Origin of the sequence: Wolbachia endosymbiont of Anopheles demeilloni (assembly GCF_018491735.2) — a bacterium.
In the GTDB taxonomy this organism is placed as follows: Bacteria; Pseudomonadota; Alphaproteobacteria; order Rickettsiales; family Anaplasmataceae; genus Wolbachia.
In genome coordinates this window covers 828,422-849,960 of sequence record NZ_CP084694.1, presented here as the reverse complement: position 1 = coordinate 849,960, position 21,539 = coordinate 828,422, and the positions used below count along the sequence as shown (strand labels likewise).

Genomic DNA, 21,539 nt, shown 5'->3' with positions numbered 1-21,539 from the left:
TTTAATCAAAATGATAGATAATCCAGCGTTAAATACGGAGGCATAATGAAAAATTTTCTTCTACTTGTAGCTTTAATTCTCTCTTTTGCGTTTGATGCAAGCGCTGATGAAACATCAGCAGTAATATGTAAGATAGTAGACTATACTCACAGCATAAGTGGACCGATGATTACAGTAGTGATAATTGGTGCAGCCTTGCTTGCAATATTTGGCAAAATGCCATGGCCAGCACTTTTTGCACTCGGTGCATTTACTGCTGTGTTTTTTGGTTCACCTAAAATTGTGAGCGTGATAGCACCAGGTGTAGCAGAAGCTTGCATAAGTTGCTCTAGTAATCAGGAAATGATCAATGGTACATGTGTTGCAAAATGTTCTGGAAAGCAAAGACGTAATGTATCAGGACAATGTAATTGATGATTTGAGACAGATAGTAAAAATAGTGCTTAGGAGGAGCACTATTTTTACATTATATCATAAACTTTTGTTGAGATTCTCTTCACTTGAAAGTGACTAAAATGACCACTTTCACTGTCTATAACTACCTAATAAATTCTCTTTCTGTAATCATATCAGTTAAAGTCTAGATTCCAGCGTCACGCGCTAGAATGACAAGACTTATCGTCATGCCGCCGCATACCGTCACGGTATCTCTAGATACCTGCTAACAAGCAGCGGGTGACGGTCGTCAAGCTAGCCTGTCATCCGAGTAGCTGACACTGATTCCTTTATGATGTTGTAATCCCAGTGCTTGACACTGTGATCCAGGGAATTTGATTGGATACTAAGTTTATGAGCATAAAAGCAGCTAATTTTATGTTAAAATACAACATTTTGATGAGGCTGTATTAAGAGATGGATCCCAGTGTCAGCTACTTGAATGACACCTTTGCTATCTTCAAAAATGAATTCTCGTACAGCTGTGTGTCAGCTACTTACATAACGCCTCTCTAAAATTACTTTAGTTATAAATATTAAGAAATTTACTAAACGAAGAAAAAAGGCAAAAGAATCCCCGTGTGACAAGTTTTGACCCTATAATAATTTAAATTGGCATTTTAATAATGTGCTAACGCTTAAAATAAGCGCGATTTGGCTGAATGTAGAAAAAATTTAAAAGACATGCAGCCGCTATAATTTTTGTGTAATTTGCCAATAAGTATTTGAGTTTTTTTACTGAATTTTGTGATTGAGCCTGCAGGTCAAAAATAAGGATAAATACTCTTAGTATCATAGTAAAGGGAATGACGAAATTTGTAAAGTAGTTTTCACTCAAATGACGCCCAGGAAAAAACTATATGGTTATGCAAAAAATCTATTTTTAAAACTGTTAATATAACATAGAAAAAACCTCACCTTCATTAATAATAGATTACTTACCAATTGGGTAGTCACCAGTGAAGCAAGCATCACAATATTGCGGTGTAGCGTTGTTACGTTTTTCTTCTTTAACAGCCCTGTATAGTCCATCAATACTCAAGAAGGCTAGGCTATTTACTCCTATAATTTCCTTAATTTCCTCTACAGATTTATTTGCAGCAATTAAATCTTTGCACTCTGGCGTATCTATTCCATAAAAACAAGAATGCTTAATTGGTGGGCTTGAAATTTTGAGGTAAATCTCTTTTACTTCCGCATCCTTTAGCATAACTATTATATTTCTGAGCGTACTACCACGCACTATACTATCATCTATTAAAATTATGTTTTTGCCTTTCAAAGTGTGCTTATTAGCATTGAATTTTAATTTTATTCTAACTTTACGTACTTCAGCGGTGGGTTGTATAAAAGTTCTTCCTATGTAATGATTACGAATTATCCCCAGTTCCATAGGTAATCCTGAATGCTTTGCATATCCAATAGCTGCAGGTATTCCAGAATCAGGTATTGGTACAACCATATCTACATTGTTTTTTGGTGGACTCTCTTCTGCAAGTATTCTTCCTATTTCTTTTCTTATATCATATATGGACCTCTTCTCCATTATGCTGTCTGGTCTCGAGAAGTAAACGTATTCAAAAATACAAAAACTTGATTTTTGCTGTGGGAAAGGAAACATTGAGGCTAGCTTACTATCCGAACTGATGGTAACTAATTCGCCTGGTTCTATTTCTCTAATAAACTCTGCATTTATTATGTCAAGAGCACAAGTTTCAGATGCAAGAACGTAAGAACCGTTTAACTTTCCTAAAACAAGAGGCCTGATTCCAGATGGATCACGTACTCCAATAACTACTTCTTGATTGATTGCCACAAAAGAATAAGCACCTTGTATTTGCTTTAATGCATATATAAAACTCTCTAAAAAGCTATCTTTTTCACTGCTTGCTGTCAGATGCACTACTACTTCTGTATCAATATCTGACTGAAAAACGCACTCTTGTTTAATTAATTGTTCGCGTATCGGAGAAATATTAATTAAATTACCATTATGTGCTATGGCAAAATCCCCAAATTTGCCACTTTTGCCAAACATGGGCTGCACTCCAAATTTACTACCACTTGTTGAGTATCGAACATGACCTATTGCACAATCCCCAAGTAAGGATTTCTTTATTTCATCTATATCAGAGAATACACTGCTCACTTGGCCTTGAAAGTGATAAGAGTGCAGCTTATCGTTGTTACTGGTTACTACGCCAAAAGACTCTTGACCTCTATGCTGCAAAGCGTGGAGAGCAAGTATAGAGTTAAAAGCAGCACTTTGGTTGTAACTTATGCCAAATACCCCACACTCCTCATGTACTTCATCAAGCATGAAAAATATTAAATAAAGCCTGATTGTACTTTAGTAGAGGCAAAGTACAAGAATTTTATTTATTAATCCCTTTTAAATTTGAAGCTTGCTACGGTAGTTTTGATGTATATCAGAAAGTAGGTTATATGCAATTAACCAATTTTGAGATTTTTGACAATTTTTTAGCACTGAGGAGAAAAAGATATTTTTACTGACTTATCTATGTATTGAAGTAACCACTAAAAAGTTTTAGTGGTTATGGTATATAATATGTCTAAGAAAGTAGGTAAACAAGGTGAAAGTAATCTTATTTTAGAGCCTGAACAATTCTCTAACAGGTTCTTCAATAGTCAACAGAGTAGTTCATCAAATCCAAAATTACCGACTATAAGTCGTAAAGATAGGCATATGGATTTAACCAAGAAAAGGTACGCAAAAAACAAAGATGTTGCAGAATATCTAAGGAGTTATGACTTTATTAAAAGAGCAGAGGAATTGTCAATAATTTATCTTTTTGAGCAAGACCCATCTTCTACGAAATTGCAAATACCATTGACTACAGATGAACAAATTCTAGTTAAAAAATTTTGTGATGAGATGATAAAAGGTATAACAGAACACGATGAGCAAGAAAGCGTTTTAAAGTACATGGAACGCATAATAGAGGATTATTTAAATCAAGGAATAAGATTAAACTCATATTACGGTAAGGATAATAAGACTGTAACAAATTTTATATTTGAAAAAATGGAAGAATTAATTAATCGCTTTCATGCAAATCCACATAATTCAACTACAAAAAATATCATACAAAAGATCACTCGTAATTTAGTGTTAAAAGGTGGGGTAGAAAAAGGATTATCTTTTTATAGCGATATTGAAGGTAGATATTACGGCTCTAATTATTTAAATGATCTTAACGAACAATGTAAGAGTAAGAAAAAAATGCTAGAGGGTCTAGCATATGAAGGTATTGTGAAAGAAAATAACAAGCAAATTGATAAATATGATCTTGAAGTAGAAGTAGATAATAAATATTTTTATATTAAGTATCCACAAGGTAGTATTGTTGAAACTGCAAGAACTTTAAATAATGAAAAAGCTAAGGATTTAGAAGTTGGCATATTTCAGATTGAGGAAAGTATAGTAAAAGTTGAAATTACACAAGATGGAAAAAGAAATTACACAGATATCTTAAAAGGTGGTATTGAAATATTTTTTACTACTAAAATAGGAGAGATTAGTATTTATCTACGGAAAGATGGTAACAAAATGGTAGTAGAAATTGATGAGAAAAGCAAAATAAGATTTAGCAAGTTAGAAAACAAATCAAGCTTTGGAGAGAATTGTCTTATACAGGGGAAAAGTGTTTTAGAAGTTATGGGCAAGAGTTTTGAAAATATTCCTGAGGAGTTAACTCAGACTATAAAAAACGTTCCATCTACTAGTCTTATGCAAACATGTTTACAACAACAAGAAAACTCTAATAGGAAATTAAATTAATGTATTTTTAGGATAATAATTAAGAAATTAATTATAAATATTCATACGCATTCGATTGGAGTAGAAGATATGGGGCAGCAATTAGCACAAGAACTAAAGGCAAATGTGGTTGGTTGTCAAATAGTGATTGATTAAATTAATTTAGAGAGATAAATAGCAGCTTTGCAGCTTGTTTTTATGAACAAAGATAAAACGTTGTAGCCAAGTGCGCTTTCGGCATTGTGCTGAATTGCAATATCTCTGTGTTCTAACTCCTCATCACGAAACTTACTTATGGTTTCTCTTAATTCCCCATCTTCTAAATGTAAGACTTGCTCCTTATAGTGCTCTCCGATCACTTCTTCAACTGCAGCAGTGCAAGCCATAGCGGCTCTTTTACCCATCATAGCAGTTACAACACCAAGTGACACCCCTAAAGCACACCAAATTGGCAACAAAACAGTAGGAAGAACTCTTTGCTCCTTGATTTTCTCATTAAAATAGTGGAAATGTTTTTTTTCCTGCTCCTCCATTTCAATTATTTTGTTAATTATGGAAGATTTTTTAAGAATAAATTTTTGACCAAAATAAATACAAATTGCTCCATATTCGCCAGCATGATTTACTCTAATTGCTTGTTCTAAAAAATTTCCTTTCAATTTTTTTATATTGCTTTCCAATGTCTCCTCCATTTATTTCTGCATTAGTACTACTATAAACCAACATATTATAGAGTAAATAAAATTCCATGCGTGCATTGCACCAACATTGTGATTATAGGAACTCAAGGAGCTATAGCAACGGCAAGAGTTACTTGACGGACTCCGCCATTTTCCTTAAAATAAGGGTGAAGATATATTATTTATCTTCAGTCTGTGCAGATAAAGCGATAAAAAGCTCAATATACTTGATGTTTAATTTTTTGCACTATGTGCACTCTATGTCTTTATAAAACTTTTACCCACATAAGCTAAAATGCGCTTATCAAAGGATTTAACACAATGAAAAACGCCAATTAAAAAAATAGGTAGTAACTGATAGATTTTCTTTTGCCTTTTTCTCTGTTTAGTAGATTTTTCAATATTTAATTCAATTAGCCGGTACTAAGATGATAACGAGTAGTAAGCTAAACATCCGTGTAGTTATTGGTATTATCAAGATATTCCCTAATCTTCTTCAAATCTTCCCAAGCTAAGCGTTTTTGTGCTGGTTGACGAAGTAGATAGGCTGGATGAAATATAGCGGCTGTAGTAATTGAATGAGATAAATATTGGTTAGTATAAGTATGAAATCTGCCACGCAAGTTCGATATAGTCTTTGTGTTATCAAAAAGGCTATAACATGCAATTCCTCCGACAAAAATCAGAATTTGCGGTAAAATAAGAGCAATGTGCTTCTCAACAAATGGTCTGCACATATCAAGCTCTAGGTCAGTTGGTTTTCTATTACCTGGTGGACGCCAAAATACCGCGTTGCTTATATACACCTTAGTGCGGTCCAGACTAATTGCACCGAGCATCTTATCGAGCAGCATTCCGCTTGCACCACAAAATGGTATGCCTTTCAGGTCTTCATTTGCTCCTGGTGCTTCACCAATAAGCATGATTTTTGCATTCGGACTACCATCAGAAAAAACAGTAGTAGTTGCAGTTTTTTTTATTTCACAACCCTCAAATGACTTAACTGCACTTCTTAGTTCATCTACACTACTACATTGACTTGCAAGCTTCCTTGCTTCAATTATCCAGTCACTTGGGAACATGGTTTGTTGTTCTTTTTTCTGCTCGATGACAGAAGATTGTGCAGCTCTCTCATTTTCCATTTTTTTTTCCTCTTCACTTTCAGTTAGTGTACAATCAACTCCCACTTCATGATAAAACTTCAACAATTCTAGATCTTCATTGCTCATAGTGCCTCTTAACCTTTTGTGCTTTTTTCATAGCCAAATCATACTTCAACCTAGATAAATGTCTAATGTATAATATACCATTTAAGTGATCCAATTCATGCTGAATACACCTTGCAAGCCAATCACTAGCTTTTAGCGTCTGTTCTTCGTTATTTAAGTTTTTATATTTTACAGTTAAATATTTTGGACGCCTGATTTCATGGCTTTGCTCCGGAATTGAAAGACATCCTTCACTCATAATGACTTGTTCATCAGATAATTCCTTAATTTCAGGGTTAATCATACAAAACTTGCCAACTGAGTCATACCCTGCTAGCTCATCTTCTTCCTTCTCTGGACTAACGTCCATGACAAAAATTCTCTTCAGCACTCCAACTTGTACTGCAGCAAGACCAAGACCTTCTGCATCGTACATAGTTTCGAACATGTCGTTTACTAATTCTTTAATTTTATCGGTTATATCTATTACTTCACTGGCGCGTGTAGTTAATCTTTCGTCAGGAGCAATTACAATTGGTAACTTAGACATAAAAATTGTAATTCTGTGTTTTATTTTTCTTTTTGTCTAGGTATATTAAAATGTTGCTACATTTATGATAGAAATATAAATTCATTCAGGGAAGCTACAATTTAAATGGAATCGCATCATAAGGTCAACTAATGTACTCTGCAGTAATAACAAAACCAAAGCAGAATGTTTTTGCTATTTTAGACGTAGGTACAACAAAAATTATCTGCCTCATCGTTAAGATCAATAGCAATTTCAGCTATAAAATAATAGGAACGGGTTATAAAAGTGCAGAAGGTATAAGTGGCGGATCAATAACTGACGCAAAGCATGCAAGTTACTCTATTTCATCAACTGTAGGTTTAGCTGAACAAGTATCAGAAGAGACTATAGACCAGATATATGTGAATGTAGCCGGATGTGGAATCTCATCTTTTTACGTACATAACGAAATAATTGCAGCTAATCACGAAATTTCAGACCGAGACATAAAACGTGTAGTCTTTCAGACATTTGAGAAATATATCGAAGAAAATGTCATCATTCACAATATACCACTGAAATATCACTTAGATGATATGACTGACATAAAGGAAGTCAGTGGATTATATGGAAAAAGATTATCTGCTGATGTTAATGTTGTCACTGCTTCGCGTCCAGCGCTTACCAATATCGAAAATTGTATAACTAATAATAGTGGGATAAGTATGGCTGGTTGTGTTGCTTCTGCATATTCTGCAGGCCTTGCCTGTTTAAGTAAAGATGAAAAAGAGCTAGGAACTGCCGTTGTTGACATAGGAGGTGGATGCACTGCAATTGGAATTTTTAAGAGAGGAAAACTTGTGTACACAAGCAGTATTTCAATTGGTGGCATTCACATTACCCGAGATATAGCTTATGGACTATGCACAAGTATAGAGCATGCTGAACGCATAAAAATACTATACGGTAGCACTATTGTAACTTCAATAGATGAGAATGAATGTATTGCAGTGCAAAGTAATGAAAGCGATGAACCAACTCAAGTGTTTAAGTCTGAACTTGTTAACATCATAAGACCAAGGATTGAGGAAATACTTGAGCTGATAAGAGAACAATTTCAAGAACAGAAAGATCCAATTAATAAAGTAGTGATCACAGGTGGAACCAGTCAACTCACAAGCATGAAAGAAATTGCAAGCTATATATTCAATAAACAAGTCCGTATCGGATGCCCTGAATCTTGTAGCGGTCTTGATGGCGAATACGACAAAAATCCTGTATTTTCTGCTGCTTTAGGCTCTATAAAGCTAATAGTTGACACCTTTTATAGAAATAATTCTGGAATGCTTGGTCACGATGGCAAAATAAGTAAGTTATACCATTGGGTTAAATCAAAAGTCACAGTCTAGATTTTTGTCTTTATCTCTTAATATACAAATGGCTTGATCTAGGAGCTTATTTTTATAGTATTATTACACTGATGTATCCGTAAGAGAAGCGGAAAATTACAATAAAAACGTAAGAAACATGAACATAACTATACATTCACAAGAAGATTTTGACTTTATGCGTAAAGCTGGCAGGCTTGCAGCTGAAACCCTTGATTTTATTGCACCATACGTCAAAGTAGGCGTAACAACTAATGAATTAAATGATCTATGTCATGATTTTATAATCAATGCAGGTGCAATTCCAGCACCACTGAATTATAAGGGATATCCTAAATCAATTTGTACTTCGAAAAATGCTGTTGTATGTCATGGTATTCCTGATGATAAACCTCTTAAAGATGGAGATATTTTAAATATTGACGTTACAGTGATTTTAAATGGCTGGTATGGTGATACAAGTCGCATGTTTCGGACTGGTAAACCCTCAATAAAAGCAAAGCGTTTGTGTAATGCTGCCTACAATGCGCTAATGGAAGCGATAAAACAAGTTAAGCCCGGCAATAAGTTAAATAAAATAGGATTTGCTATAGAAAAATATATTGAAGATTTTGGATATTCTATCGTACGCAATTATTGTGGACATGGCATAGGAAAGGTTTTTCATGCTCCACCAAATGTTGTACATTTCTATGATGAAGGTGAGGATTTTATCTTAAAAGAAGGCATGTTTTTTACGGTAGAACCAATGATCAATGCTGGAAAACATGAAACTCTGCTCAGCAAGCTAGATGGCTGGACAGTGACAACACGTGATCTTTCACTTTCTGCACAGTTTGAGCATACGCTTGGAGTCACAAAAGATGGAGTTGAAATATTTACACTATCACCTAAAAATTGGCATTTTCCACTTTATGATTAGATTTTTTAAACACTTGGTTTTTGAAAAAATCTAACTCTTAACTTGTGATATAGCAACTAACCCAATTAGTGCACAGAAAATCATGTAAAAACTTGCTAAAGTTCCTTGTCCTGTAACTTTGATAATAGTTGTGCATATAAATGGTGCAAGACCACCAAAAAATCCCGAAGCTATATTTCTTGATAAACCAAATCCACTGTATCGTACCTTTATTGGGAATAATTCGCACATAAACGCGCTAACAGGACCAAGAGAAGCAGCTATTGGGATTATAAAAAGAACGTGCGCCATTATGGTGAGCAAATTATTACCACTTAGTATCATTGAAAAAACTTGATAACTTACTACTATAAAAGTCACAAATGCAAATTTCATGACTCTTTCTCTCCCTACCTTATCAGAAAGTATTGCAAATAGTATAGTCAATCCTCCGAGTGCAACCTGATTCAATATTTCTACTGCGTGATTAAAGTGAGTGTTTATTGTTGATGTAAGTAGATTAAAAAACACTAAATATATGTAAAGAGATGCATTCTCAACTATGTCAACTCCAATTGATATTAGAAAAGGTTTTTTATAGCCATTTAACAGTTCTTTTAACGGTAATTCATGTGGCTTTTCCTGCTTTTTATATTCTGGGCTTTCATCGAGTATATATCTCATATATATACTGATTAATCCTATTACAAAACTGAAAATAAAAGGAAATCTCCATCCCCAAGATTCAAAATCGGATACTTTTTTGCATATAAGCACCACTATAAGACTTAATATTGAGCCAAGAATTGCGCTCAATACTTCAATACTGCCAAAGAGTCCTCTTTTATTTTTAGGAGCATGCTCTATTAAAAATGGGGCATTTCCTGCCTCTCCTCCAAGAGATATACCCTGCAATAATCTTAAACATACCACCAGTACTGATGCGAGTACCCCAATGTTCTGATACCCTAGAACAAATGCAATAAGTACGGTTGATAGAGTCATCAATATGATAGAGAGAAATAGAGCAATCCTTCTTCCATATTTATCTCCAATGTGGCCAAATATAGCAGCACCAATTGGTCTTATTAAGAAACCCACTGCAAACACTCCAAAAGCTTTAAGTATGCTGACTAATTTGTCGTCTGATGGAAAAAACACATCTCCGATTATGCTTATTAGATGGCTGAAAAGCATGTGATCATACCACAACAAAGTGTTACAAATTAAACTTGATAGTATTACTTTTGTTATTTATTGCACAAAATCTTCCGTAATTTGTTTGATATTATAGTAATGTTACTTACTTTTTCAAACGTGAATTATGTAAATATTATATTAATAATATTATCTTATTATATTTTTATATCGTTGATTATATTTAAATATTCTTATACTATACCTATATATTTCCATATATTTTTTGGCGAGAAAGTTATTTTAATTTAAGTGCACAAAGTCTCTTGATATGACACATATTCCAGTTTTGTTAAAAGAGATGCTACTGCAATTGTCACCACACAGTGGTGGTATATATGTGGATGCCACGTTTGGAGCTGGAGGATATAGCAAAGCAATATTGGAATCCGCTGATTGCAAAGTGTATGCAATTGATAGGGATGAAACAGTTACCAAATTTTATGATGATCTGAACGTTAAATACCCTGATAGAATAAATCTATTTATTGAGAAATTTAGTAATATTAAAAATTTATTAGATAGTAATGATATTAAAGGTATCAATGGAATAGTTTTCGACGTTGGAGTTTCATCTATGCAGCTTGATAATGGAGATAGAGGATTCTCATTTCTACGTGATGGCCCACTTAACATGAGAATGGATAACTATTCTCATATGAATGCTTCGACGTTTGTTAACGCTTTACGTGAAGAAGAGATTGCGAACACTCTATATAATTATGGGGGTGAGCGTCATTCTCGTAAAATCGCAAGAGCGATAGTAAATGCGCGGAAGAAGAAAATTATCAAAACTACATTTGAACTTGCGGATATTGTACGTTCTGTAGTGTTTCATGGAAAAAGCAAGATTGACCCTGCAACTAGAACATTTCAGGCAATCAGAATATGGGTAAATGATGAGCTAGGAGAGCTTGAAAAGGGTATTAAAGCTGCATCTGAGATTGTAAGTGAAAACGGCAAATTAATTGTAGTCACCTTTCATTCTCTAGAAGATCGTATAGTTAAAACCCTTTTTAAAGATTTGTGTGAACCAGGACTTACCAAGACATTCTCCCTTTTAAACAAAAAAGTGATTAAAGCAAGTGCGGAAGAAATAAATGCAAATCCGCGTGCGCGTTCAGCAAAATTAAGAGCTATACAGAGGTTGTCATGAGAACCTTCTGTATTATTTCAATAACTATGTTTTTATTATAGGGTTATTTAAGGTAAAATTACATGTCCACTCACTAAATAAATAGCTAACACAAATAAAACGTGAAATTAATTTAGTGCAAAGCAACATAAAAGTTCTTCAAGCAGAATGAAGTTATTTGAGTAATCCAAAAGGGGCTTGTAAAGCTTATGGAGAAATATATAAAAAATAACTCTTTGATACTAGTTGGCCAGGTTCAACTCTCTAAATAGCCGCAGTGCGTTAGCACAATTTAAAACCTAGAGTAACAATTAGAACCTATCTTGAAAGGGAAATTTGAAATATTAACGTAAAAAATTGCTTCCATATATTTTAAATCTGATTATAATTACAGTTAGAGATATTTTAAGAGCTCAAAATCTATCTTTGTCTGCAGACTTTTCAGTCAAATTTTTAATCAAAAAGCGTAGCATATCTTCTTCGGAGCATGTAAGTGTGCTTAATTTCTTTCATATGTGCGCTGCACTTTTTTCTAATCTTTTTTACACAGGAGGATTTTATGTCCAGTATTCCAGATACTTGACCTTTACTTTAGCTAAAAACCAATAGGCGCCTATGGCTAATTAAAATAAAAATTTTTCTAATATATAGAAGAATTACAAAATCACTGTTACTGAAAACGGGGCAAGAAAGCTGCTAATGTCAAAGAATTTTAGGTAAACATTGTTTGCTTGACGTATGAGCGTGCTCTCCTTACTTCAAGAACTCTTTAATATATGCTTAACCACTTAAGTCCTTTCAAGATATGTTCTTAAATTTAGGCTTTTAGATAAACACACTACGATAAAACTTACTTTGATACGAAATTATTCGCATAAGATTTTGGCAGTCTTTTAACATCTTTTGGCATTTCAATTGTGTACTTTGTGTTGTGTTTCTTTGCGTAAGATACTGCTTTTTCAAGAGAATCAAACTTTAATACAATCTGTTTTTGAGGATCTTTTGATCCAAACCACCCCATCAAAGGTTCAATATAGTAAGAACAAGGCTCAATTTTTAGGTGCCAGAATTTTGTATTACCTAAACCAGATTGTGTTGCAGTTTTTGTTGGCTTATAAATCTTAAAAACTACTTGATCGTCAATACTCATAGTCCTTACTACGTAATCTTAAGTATATATCTAAATAAATTTTTCCACAAAGAATTAGTGTGAAAGAATGAAGTTTGAAATAAATATTTTTATGTTATATTATTAAATTATATAAAAAGGATTAGCTGAATAGGAGTAATCGATGGCACAGCAAGAAATGGTAACAATTAATGCAGAGTTACGTGATGTAAAAAAAAAGAAAGCGATGCAGGCTCTGAGGGAGAAGGGAAGTATACCTGCAGTTATATATGGTAAAGGGCATGATAACGTAAATTTGACATTGTCTGCAAAGGAATTTACTAAACAATATAAATCAGGTGCTCTTTCTGCACATTTAATAGAACTAGATATTTCAGGGAAAAAAGAATATGCTCTTGTTCGTGATATTCAATGGCATGTAGTAAAGGATACTGTGCAACATGTTGATTTTCAATTTGTTGATAAAGGTAGTGAAATTAAAATAGATATACCTTTATCATTCATCAATGAAAGTAAATCACCAGGAATCAAATTAGGTGGAGTGCTTAATGTTTTGTGTCGTTCTATTACTGTCAAATGCTCTCCTGAGAAAATACCTCAAGTCATAGAAATTGATTTGTCTGGCAAAATGATTGGTCAGTCTATACATATCAATGATGTAAAATTGCCAGAAGGTGTTAAATTTGTAGCTCATGAGGAAGAAAATTTCACCATTGTAACAATCTCTGCTGCTGATAGTGATGTTGAAGAGCCTCAAATAAAAACAGAGGAGTAGTGCATTTAATAGCTGGGCTTGGTAATCCTGGTAGTAAATATGAATTAACTCACCATAATATTGGCTTCATAGTTATTGACGCAATTCACAAATATTGGAATTTTCAGTCATTTTCTAATAAAGCTGATTACTTGATAACCTCTGGCACAATTAATAATAATAAAATCATGCTGATAAAACCTTATTCATTTATGAATAATTCAGGTATTCCTATTGCAAAAATAAAAAATTTTTACAAATTATCGCTAGACAATATTGTTGTCATACATGATGATGCTGACTTAAAATTCGGAAGAGTAAAAATAAAAAAAGGCGGTAGCTCTGCTGGACACAATGGACTTAAGTCTATAGATAGCTTTATTGGTAACGATTATTGGCGTTTGAGATTTGGAGTAGGTAGGCCTGAAAACCGGAAAAGCTTAGCAGATTATGTATTATCAAAATTTGAAAATTTTGATAACGCTATCCTCTTAGTGGAAAAAATAGCAAAGAATATACACCTAATGCTGCAAGGAGATAACGCAGCTTTCATCAACTCGGTTGAGAGTGAAACTTTAGTATAGCAAACGAATACTGCCCAATACAAAATAATTTAGATTAGAATACTGATTCTTCTAGAAGTTGTTCGCATTCCTCTTCTATTGCAATAGAATTATCATGATTTTTAAATAAATCTCTGATTTTTGTTTCTATTTCATTTGCAATTTCTTTGTTTGCCTTGAGGTAACTTTTTACATTTTCTCTTCCTTGGCCAAGACGCGTATTGTTATATGAATAATAAGCACCTGCCTTTTCAAGCACACCAAGCTTTGCTCCTATATCTATTATTTCTCCAAATTTTGATATGCCTTCATTGTACATTATATCGAATTTTGCTTCTCTAAATGGAGGAGCAACTTTATTTTTTACAACTTTAACTCTCGTTTCATTACCCGTAATATTCTCCTTATCCTTTATCGCACCAACTTTTCTTATATCAAGTCTTATAGAAGTATAGAATTTTAACGCATTCCCACCAGTGGTAGTTTCAGGATTTCCATATACTACTCCTATTTTCATACGAATTTGGTTAATAAATATCAATATACAGTTTGCTTTTGAAACTGCAGAGGTGAGCTTTCGTAGCCCATGACTTAGAAGTCTTGCTTGTAGTCCCATGTGCTGGTCGCCCATATCTCCTTCAATTTCAGCTCTTGGAGTTAGTGCTGCAACAGAGTCAATAACTATTACATCAACTGCACCAGAACATACTAAATACTCAACGATATGTAACGCTTGTTCCCCAGTGTCTGGTTGTGAAATCACTAAATCATCGGTGTTTATTCCAAGTTTACGAGCATATATAACATCCAGTGCGTGCTCCGCATCGATAAATGCACATAAACCTCCTTTTTTCTGTGCTTCAGAAATTACATGCAAAGCAAGGGTAGTTTTACCAGAACTCTCAGGGCCAAATATCTCAATTATACGTCCTTTTGGGAATCCCCCAATACCCAGAGCTGAATCAAGTGCAATCGACCCTGTAGATATCGTGTCTATTTTTTCTACAGGGTTTTGCTTTAGCTTCATTATTGCACCTTTACCGAATGCTTTTTCAATTTGACTTATTGCATTATCTAGTGCTTTTTGCTTATCATTATTTCTTTCTTCTGGATTATGTGCCATGGATCATTTATTAACTTGTATAGTCTCCATGGTAATTGAACGCAACCAATCTGCCAAGGGTTTTTTAATAACGAAGAACGTTAGTTACCTAAAATTGGATAGATAGACTTTGTAGTGCGATACAAAATAACGATAGAATACAATGGTAGTGGTTTCTCTGGCTGGCAAAAGCAACAATACTCTGCTAACTCAATTCAGGAAACCATAGAAAATGCTATATTTAATTTCAGTGGCGAGAGAGTCTCTTTGCATTGTGGTGGCAGAACTGACACAGGGGTTCATGCTTTAGGGCAAGTTGCTCATTTCAATATGGAAAGGAAATTTGAGCTTTACAGAATAAGAAATGGAATAAACTATCACTTAAAAGCGATTCCTATAGTTGTGCTTAGTGCAGAAGCTGTAGATGATGCATTTCATGCACGATTTTCAGCAAAAAAAAGATATTATGAATATAGAATAATTAATCGCTACGCTCCTGCAGCTATGGAAATCGGTTATGTGTGGCAAGTATTTAACCCACTTGACGTAAACATCATGCGTGAAGCTGCTAGACACCTGCTTGGAAAACATAATCTTTCAAGCTTCCGCTCAAAAGATTGTCAAGCTACAAATCCGGTCAGAACAATCGATGATATTGATATAGTACAAAACGGAAGTCACATATACATCAAAATATCTGCGATTTCCTTTTTACATAACCAGGTGAGGATTATTGTTGGTACTTTAGTTGAATTTGGAAAAAATAGAACTAATCCACAAGAAATGCTAAACATATTAAGTCAATGTAAAAGAAACGCTGCTGGGGTCACTGCGCCGTCTCACGGCTTATACTTAGTAAAGATAGATTACTAGCTTAAGTCCTCATTGGCATTACTATATATAGTGCACTTGGATCATCTTCATCAGTGATAATTGTAGCGCTATTACCATCTGATAGGCTGACCTTACATTTGTTTTTTATGCAAGATAAAGCATCAAGCAAATAACGAGAATTAAATCCTACTTCCATAAGAGCTCCATCGTAATCCACCTCTATAGACTCAGTCGCATCACTGCACTCTTGAGAATTTGAATGTAGAGTTAATAAATTCTCTTGCAATGAAAATTTAATTGATTTTATTTTATCGGACACAACAACGGAAACTCGGTCTATAACATTAGCAAGTTTGCTACTCTCAACAATCATTTGTTTATCTTGAGACGTTGGAATGACAGCTTTGTAATCTGGAAAAGTCCCATCTATCAATTTTGATATTAGAATATACTCACCACATGTAAATTTGATTTTTCTATCTGAAAGTTTTATATTTATCTCATTACAATCACCCAATACTTTCAACAGTTCCATGATAGTTTTACGTGGAATGATCACCCCAAATTCTCCGTTGATATCTTCAGGTTTAGGCCTTTTTATACATGATAAACGGTGGCCATCAGTTGCAACGCAGTACAGAAATTGCTCATCTGTATGCAGATATATCCCGTTTAAATTATACCTTGTATCATCCAGCGACACAGCAAACTTCGTTTTAGTCAACAAGTCTACCAAATCTGCGCTTAGTAGAGTGAAATCGTATTGATGATCACCTTCTTCAAGAACAGGAAAGTTATTTGAAACTACGTTCGGTAAAGAAAAATTTGCATTTCCACAGGATATCAATAATTTTCCTTGATTATTCATTTCGAAATTGACATCCAAATTAGTTGGCAATTTTTTCACTATGTCATGTAAAGTATGTGCTGAGATTTTCACTTCTCCTTCCGCTGATACATTTGCAGTAAGTGAGGCAAATATTGAAATGTCAAGATCAGTAGCCTTCAATTTTATGCTACCATATTGTGCTTTGATATTTATACACGCTAAAACATCTATCGCGTTGCGCCTTTCAACTACTCCACTTACCCTGGATAGCGTATTTAAAAGGCTTGCACGACTTACACTAAAACGCATTTGTTCACACACAGAACTTTGTTCTTTGATTCCTATATCTACAATTTTTGACATATTAATTCTCAAAAATATATTTTAAATGATATTCATATTCTATGTAAAGTGATATCCATATTTTTGTCTTAGAGACAAAACAGCCTATCTTATACTTTAGTGATCAATAATTTACTTTGTATGGCATAAGTCATGCATTTTTTGGTACGCTTTTTGAAAACCAAGCAAGGAATAAGTATCATCAACATTTGTTGTTTTTACTTTTCCATTAACTACCATTGATAATCCCTGCTTCATTTTTAGAATCAAATCTTGGTCCATTTTTGTATCATCTGTCCACGCAAGACTTCCCTGTATTATTGGCAATTGATATTTAATTTTTTTATCGATATTGAGAACTACAGGCTCATTATTATACTGAAAGCCAGAAGTGACGCTCACCTCATCTGCTTTTTTATCAACGTAACTGACCATTACATACGGCTTGCGGTCAGCTGTATAATGTTCACTTTTTTTCTTAGGATGAGATACAATGTAACACATTTTTTCACCATCTTCCAATGCAGTGTACACAAGCCAATCTTTATATTTTTCCTTCAGTTGTACGTCACTAACCGATGCAAGAGTACCTATTGAAAAAAATATTAGAAATACAAAAAGACTACACATGTAAACCAAGTTTCAAACTCTCTGATTTTACATGTTGTTTTACCTTACTCATTGCTTGCTCAGCCAACTGTCTTATTCTTTCTCTTGAAACACAATATTTTTTGCTAAGCTCATCCAAAGTCTGAGTACTTTCAGATAAATATCTGCTAATGAAAATGTCTCTTGATCTTTCATTAAGACTTGCCAGCGCATTGCTTAAAATTGTTTCTTTTAATGCCTTTTCTTCATGATTCTGGTAAGCTACTTCTTGACTAACTAAATTACACGGAATCATATCTTGTAACTCCTTTTTAAAGTCATCACCTATTTTTATACAATTATTTAACGACTGATCCTTACAAGCCAAACGATAGTTCATTTGTACAACATCTTCTTCAGATACAGAAAGCTCATTTGATATTGCTTTTATTTCTTCGTTACTCAAAGTTTCTCTGTTTGTGTATTGTAAAATTCTTTTTTTTATTTTACGTAAACTAAAAAACAATCTCCTTTGTGCTTGCGTTGTACCTACTTTTACAAGTGACCAAGATTTTAATATAAAGTCTTTCATTGAAGCTTCAATCCACCATACTGCATAAGTTGAAAAACGAAATCCCAAGTTAGGATTGAACTTTTTCACTGCATGCATTAAACCCATATTTCCTTCCATGACCAGGTCCATCAACAATAGACCGTAATTCTTAAATTTCATTGCAATTTTTACTACCAAATTCAAATGGCTAGTAATCAACCTGTGAGCAGAAGAAATATCCTGGTATTCTTGCCAATTTTTTGCTAATCGCACTTCCTCTTCTTGGGAAAGCATAGGAAATTTTCGCACTTCAGCAATATATTGCATGAGATTAGTGCTACTATTAACACATAAATTTGCTACTGGGGCCAACATAACAACTTAAATTAAAACTTCATGTATATAATATATTGATTTTCAGCAAAAAATTCAAGCTTTAATTAAAAAAGCATAACTTTATACCTAGTTGAAATTTTAACAACAGCTACCTAAATGTAGCATTAAAATTGCTAGCGTGTAACGATAAAAACTACATTAAATAAATAATGTGTTATTCCAGTGCTCAAACACTGGAATCCACATTTCTTTTTTCTAGATCCCAGCTACTTGAATGACAAGGAAAACTCACTGGGATGACAAGACTGAGACAGACTAGAAATTAAACGCTACTCCAGCTTCCGCACCAACAGTGCTGTAAAGAACATTTTTGATACCAGTATCATCCTTAGCTGCCTTATCAAAACTAGCACCATAAGAACCGAAGTAACGAGCTCCAGCAAAGAGTTTGATTTCTGGGGTTACATCATAATTAACACCAGCTTTTGCTTGATAGGCAAAACCAAACCCCTTTTGATCCTTAACGTCAGCAGCGTTTGAAGGATTGCTGAGGCATGCCGCGCCAACACCAACACCAATATATGGAGTAATAGGCATGTCTTCGATTGCTACATCATAATAAACATTCACTAATCCTGAAAACGCTGTAACACTATCTGCAACAGTTGTTGGAGTAAATGCTGCACCACTAACGTCGTTTTTGTTTAGTTGTGAGTAAAGTCCCTCAACATCAACCCTGATATCGTCCATTTTATAACCAAATGCAGCACCACCAGCCATAAAAGATGCTTTTAAAGAAGCATGAACTTCGGTTCCTTTTTTATATTCAATGCCGTCAATTCTTGTTTTAAAAGGTAAAACTTCACCATTATATTGCAAACGAACGTAGTAGCTAGTTTCTTCATCACTTATTGGACCAATAGGGTCTGATGAAAAAGCAGAGTTTGATAGGCTTAGCAACGTCACTAAAGCAGCTGCCGAAAAAAACTTTTTATAATGCATAATTGCCCTCGTTAAAAAAATTAAAATTCCACTTTAGCAGTCTAAATAATAACTAAAGTTAAGTCAAGTGCTAACTTAATAACACAAAACCTTCTGTATCTTAACTAACTTTTAGCAAAATACAAAGATTTTATTAATTAATAAATAGAGCTACTCTACTTTTTTTACTCTTGATCTTCTGATACCTATTTCACTAATGTCTTTTTATCTTCTAATCTGCATTCATCATTGTGAATTGCCTCATATTCATGCGGTAATATGAATGTACTTCATGGAAGTAATAGTATAAAAGGAAAACACTTAGTTACTGCATTAAGGCAAACTTCAGTAGTAAATTTAAAAAGGAAGTTTAAGCCCAGGCGGTAAACCCATCATACCTGCAAGATCAGAAGTTGCATTTGCCATATCTTCTTTTGCTTTTTTGATGGCATCATTGAATGCTGCTGTCACTAAATCTTCTACTATATCTTTTTCTTCATTTCTCATAAGCTCTAAGTCCATATTTACCTTTTTAGCTTTATAGCTACCTATTTTTATCACTTCCACTAATACAGAAACTTTACCACCACCAGAAATACCTTGAAACTCTTTTCCAATATACTTTTCTTGAGCTTCCGCAAGCTTTTTTTGCATTTCTTGCGCTTGCTTCATTATTTGACTAAAATCCACAACCTACTCCTTATTTTCTATATTAACTACCTTTGCACCTTTAAACGTATTTAATATATCCTTAACTGCAGGTGCATAATTTAAATTACTCACTTCCCTATTCATATAACTCGTATCAACTATAATAACCCACTCCTGATTAGTAGCTTGATTTAAGTAACTTTTCAAGTCATTACAAAAATTACTGTTCAAATTAGATACAGCTTTTAATTTTAAATACCCAAATTTACAATCTATTAATTGTAGATTACTACACAGTTGTTTGTAAAGATAAATTTGGTTACCCCGCCTTAATAATTTCAAAATCTTATCAAAATCGTAATTTTGTTGTTTATTTTTCACATGGATCCCAGTGTCACGCACTGGGATGACAGAGTGGGGTTTTTCCACATATTTTTTTGGATCCGAGTAATCAGCTACTTGGATGAAAGGGGGGGAAGGTGCAACAGGTCTGCCCTGTCTATTTCCTTGCTCTACATTTTGTGAAAGAACTTTTTTGATCACCTGTTCCGGAGAAGGCAAATCAGAAAGATAACAAAGGCTAATTAATATCATTTCAGCGGCAATTTCATTGCATGTTGAAACCTTTATATCTTGAATACCCTTAAGCAGCACCTTCCACAATCTCGAAAAAAATATTAAAGACTTTTTTGCACTCAAGTCTTTTACTCTGCTCTTCTCATATTCTGTATCAATCTCTTTTATAATTAAAAAACGGCATATTAACTGGATTGTTTGCAGTAGATCTTCAAAAAGATTGAGCGGATTTGCTGTTTTTACCACATTGTCGAATACTAACAAAGCCTTCTGTAAATCACTATCTAATACTGCTTCCAGTAGATCAAATATAACGTTTCTATCTACTAGACCAAGTATGTCTGTAACACTTTGAGTGGATATTGTACCATCTTTGCTATATAGCACTGCTTGATTCATCAAAAATAAAGCGTTACGCATTGAATTGCTACAGTGGTGCGCAATTAATTCTGATGCTTCTTTTTCAAGAAAATAATTTTCTTTTTTTGCAATATCATTTAAACTCTCCATTATCTTAGCTGAAGGAATGTTATGTAAGTCAAACCTTTGACAACGTGCAATAACAGTTATTGGTATCTTTTTTATTTCTGTAGTTGCTAGAATAAACTTTACGCTAGATGGTGGTTCTTCTAGAGTTTTAAGTAATGCATTAAATGCATTACTGGATAACATGTGTACTTCATCTATAATGTAAACTTTAAACTTAGAACTTATTGGTAAATAGCAAATATCTCCCAAGATCGCTCTAACATCCTCAACACTAGTGTGACTTGCCGCATCGATTTCAACTACATCTGGATGGCTTGAATTTTTTATTGCCAGACAACTTGTACATGATCCACAAGGTTCAAAAGTTGGCCCCAATGAGCAGTTCAAACATAAAGCTATTATTCTTGCAGTGGTGGTTTTACCAATTCCACTGCTACCAGAAAGCAGTATAGATTGTGGAATTTTGTTGAGAGTAAAAGCATTTTCTAATATACGCACCAATATATCTTGACCTACTAAATCTTTAAAGCTACTAGGACGATATTTTAATGCTATGTTCATAGCCTAGAATAAAAC

Annotated in this window: 20 protein-coding genes and 1 pseudogene; 8 read left to right on the top strand and 13 right to left on the bottom strand. The window is 33.9% G+C overall.

Translation table 11 applies throughout. The annotated features are described in order from the left end of the window. The first annotated feature begins 45 nt into the window (after window positions 1–45). Window positions 46–414 carry a TrbC/VirB2 family protein gene (locus JSQ73_RS04475; protein ID WP_214249812.1) on the top strand — a complete coding sequence of 123 codons (369 nt, stop codon included), beginning with the start codon at window positions 46–48 and terminating at the stop codon, window positions 412–414. A gap of 955 nt (window positions 415–1,369) precedes the next feature. On the opposite strand, the gene purF is transcribed toward JSQ73_RS04475, so the two are convergent. Next, on the bottom strand, window positions 1,370–2,755 hold the full coding sequence (gene purF / locus JSQ73_RS04470; protein ID WP_214249811.1) for an amidophosphoribosyltransferase: 1,386 nt from the start codon (window positions 2,753–2,755) through the stop codon (window positions 1,370–1,372). A gap of 249 nt (window positions 2,756–3,004) precedes the next feature. Between purF and JSQ73_RS04465 the strand changes: the two genes are divergently transcribed. Further along, window positions 3,005–4,237, top strand: a complete 1,233-nt coding sequence (locus JSQ73_RS04465; protein ID WP_214249810.1) for a hypothetical protein — start codon at window positions 3,005–3,007, stop codon at window positions 4,235–4,237. A 131-nt stretch (window positions 4,238–4,368) separates the two neighbouring features. Here JSQ73_RS04465 and JSQ73_RS04460 read toward each other — a convergent pair whose 3' ends face one another. The 3 genes from JSQ73_RS04460 to def all read right to left on the bottom strand — a co-directional run bounded on the left by JSQ73_RS04460 (window position 4,369) and on the right by def (window position 6,654). Continuing rightward, the gene (locus JSQ73_RS04460) at window positions 4,369–4,908 is read right to left on the bottom strand and encodes a demethoxyubiquinone hydroxylase family protein (protein ID WP_214249809.1); all 540 of its coding nucleotides are present in this window, start codon (window positions 4,906–4,908) and stop codon (window positions 4,369–4,371) included. Between the two features lie 434 nt (window positions 4,909–5,342). Continuing rightward, the gene (locus JSQ73_RS04455; protein ID WP_214249808.1) at window positions 5,343–6,125 is read right to left on the bottom strand and encodes a uracil-DNA glycosylase; all 783 of its coding nucleotides are present in this window, start codon (window positions 6,123–6,125) and stop codon (window positions 5,343–5,345) included. Then, the gene (def, locus tag JSQ73_RS04450; RefSeq protein ID WP_214249807.1) at window positions 6,115–6,654 is read right to left on the bottom strand and encodes a peptide deformylase; all 540 of its coding nucleotides are present in this window, start codon (window positions 6,652–6,654) and stop codon (window positions 6,115–6,117) included. Before def ends, JSQ73_RS04455 begins: the two co-directional genes overlap by 11 nt. A gap of 131 nt (window positions 6,655–6,785) precedes the next feature. On the opposite strand from def, the gene ftsA reads away from it, so the two are divergent. Both ftsA and map read left to right on the top strand, forming a co-directional pair. Further along, on the top strand, window positions 6,786–8,024 hold the full coding sequence (ftsA, locus tag JSQ73_RS04445) for a cell division protein FtsA (protein WP_214249806.1): 1,239 nt from the start codon (window positions 6,786–6,788) through the stop codon (window positions 8,022–8,024). A 103-nt stretch (window positions 8,025–8,127) separates the two neighbouring features. Then, window positions 8,128–8,925 (top strand): annotated as a pseudogene (map, locus tag JSQ73_RS04440) (type I methionyl aminopeptidase); the annotation flags it as partial. 30 nt (window positions 8,926–8,955) lie between these two features. Here the strand turns inward: map and JSQ73_RS04435 are convergent. Next, window positions 8,956–10,158, bottom strand: coding sequence for an MFS transporter (locus tag JSQ73_RS04435; RefSeq protein WP_410543643.1), 1,203 nt, complete (start codon window positions 10,156–10,158; stop codon window positions 8,956–8,958). Window positions 10,159–10,372: 214 nt separating this feature from the next. Here JSQ73_RS04435 and rsmH point away from each other — a divergent pair, with 214 nt between their 5' ends. Next, window positions 10,373–11,257 (top strand): 16S rRNA (cytosine(1402)-N(4))-methyltransferase RsmH, encoded by an 885-nt coding sequence (gene rsmH / locus JSQ73_RS04430; protein WP_214249804.1) that lies wholly within the window; start codon window positions 10,373–10,375, stop codon window positions 11,255–11,257. 829 nt (window positions 11,258–12,086) lie between these two features. Here the strand turns inward: rsmH and JSQ73_RS04425 are convergent. Next, window positions 12,087–12,386: an ETC complex I subunit gene (locus tag JSQ73_RS04425; protein WP_211907645.1), complete on the bottom strand. Its 300-nt coding sequence runs from the start codon at window positions 12,384–12,386 to the stop codon at window positions 12,087–12,089. Window positions 12,387–12,528: 142 nt separating this feature from the next. Between JSQ73_RS04425 and JSQ73_RS04420 the strand changes: the two genes are divergently transcribed. After that, entirely contained in the window at window positions 12,529–13,140 is a 612-nt protein-coding gene (locus JSQ73_RS04420; protein ID WP_214249803.1) for a 50S ribosomal protein L25/general stress protein Ctc, read from the top strand. Continuing rightward, entirely contained in the window at window positions 13,140–13,703 is a 564-nt protein-coding gene (pth, locus tag JSQ73_RS04415) for an aminoacyl-tRNA hydrolase (protein WP_214249802.1), read from the top strand. Before JSQ73_RS04420 ends, pth begins: the two co-directional genes overlap by 1 nt. A 34-nt stretch (window positions 13,704–13,737) precedes the next feature. Here the strand turns inward: pth and recA are convergent, their stop codons facing one another. Next, a complete protein-coding gene (recA, locus tag JSQ73_RS04410) occupies window positions 13,738–14,805 on the bottom strand; it encodes a recombinase RecA (protein ID WP_214249801.1) in 1,068 nt (355 codons plus the stop codon). A 114-nt stretch (window positions 14,806–14,919) separates the two neighbouring features. Here recA and truA point away from each other — a divergent pair, with 114 nt between their 5' ends. Beyond that, window positions 14,920–15,657, top strand: coding sequence for a tRNA pseudouridine(38-40) synthase TruA (gene truA / locus JSQ73_RS04405; RefSeq protein WP_214249800.1), 738 nt, complete (start codon window positions 14,920–14,922; stop codon window positions 15,655–15,657). A 1-nt stretch (window position 15,658) separates the two neighbouring features. Here the strand turns inward: truA and dnaN are convergent, their stop codons facing one another. The 6 genes from dnaN to dnaX all read right to left on the bottom strand — a co-directional run bounded on the left by dnaN (window position 15,659) and on the right by dnaX (window position 21,524). Further along, complete coding sequence (gene dnaN, locus JSQ73_RS04400; protein ID WP_214249799.1) at window positions 15,659–16,810, bottom strand: DNA polymerase III subunit beta; 1,152 nt, start codon at window positions 16,808–16,810, stop codon at window positions 15,659–15,661. Window positions 16,811–16,921: 111 nt separating this feature from the next. Further along, window positions 16,922–17,419, bottom strand: a complete 498-nt coding sequence (locus JSQ73_RS04395) for an invasion associated locus B family protein (protein WP_214249798.1) — start codon at window positions 17,417–17,419, stop codon at window positions 16,922–16,924. Next, on the bottom strand, window positions 17,412–18,305 hold the full coding sequence (locus JSQ73_RS04390) for an RNA polymerase factor sigma-32 (RefSeq protein WP_214249797.1): 894 nt from the start codon (window positions 18,303–18,305) through the stop codon (window positions 17,412–17,414). Before JSQ73_RS04390 ends, JSQ73_RS04395 begins: the two co-directional genes overlap by 8 nt. A 276-nt stretch (window positions 18,306–18,581) precedes the next feature. Beyond that, on the bottom strand, window positions 18,582–19,268 hold the full coding sequence (locus JSQ73_RS04385) for a P44/Msp2 family outer membrane protein (RefSeq protein WP_214249796.1): 687 nt from the start codon (window positions 19,266–19,268) through the stop codon (window positions 18,582–18,584). Window positions 19,269–19,604: 336 nt separating this feature from the next. Next, window positions 19,605–19,919, bottom strand: coding sequence for a YbaB/EbfC family nucleoid-associated protein (locus JSQ73_RS04380; protein WP_214249843.1), 315 nt, complete (start codon window positions 19,917–19,919; stop codon window positions 19,605–19,607). A gap of 21 nt (window positions 19,920–19,940) precedes the next feature. After that, window positions 19,941–21,524 (bottom strand): DNA polymerase III subunit gamma/tau, encoded by a 1,584-nt coding sequence (gene dnaX, locus JSQ73_RS04375; protein ID WP_214249795.1) that lies wholly within the window; start codon window positions 21,522–21,524, stop codon window positions 19,941–19,943. Between the last annotated feature and the right edge of the window lie 15 nt (window positions 21,525–21,539).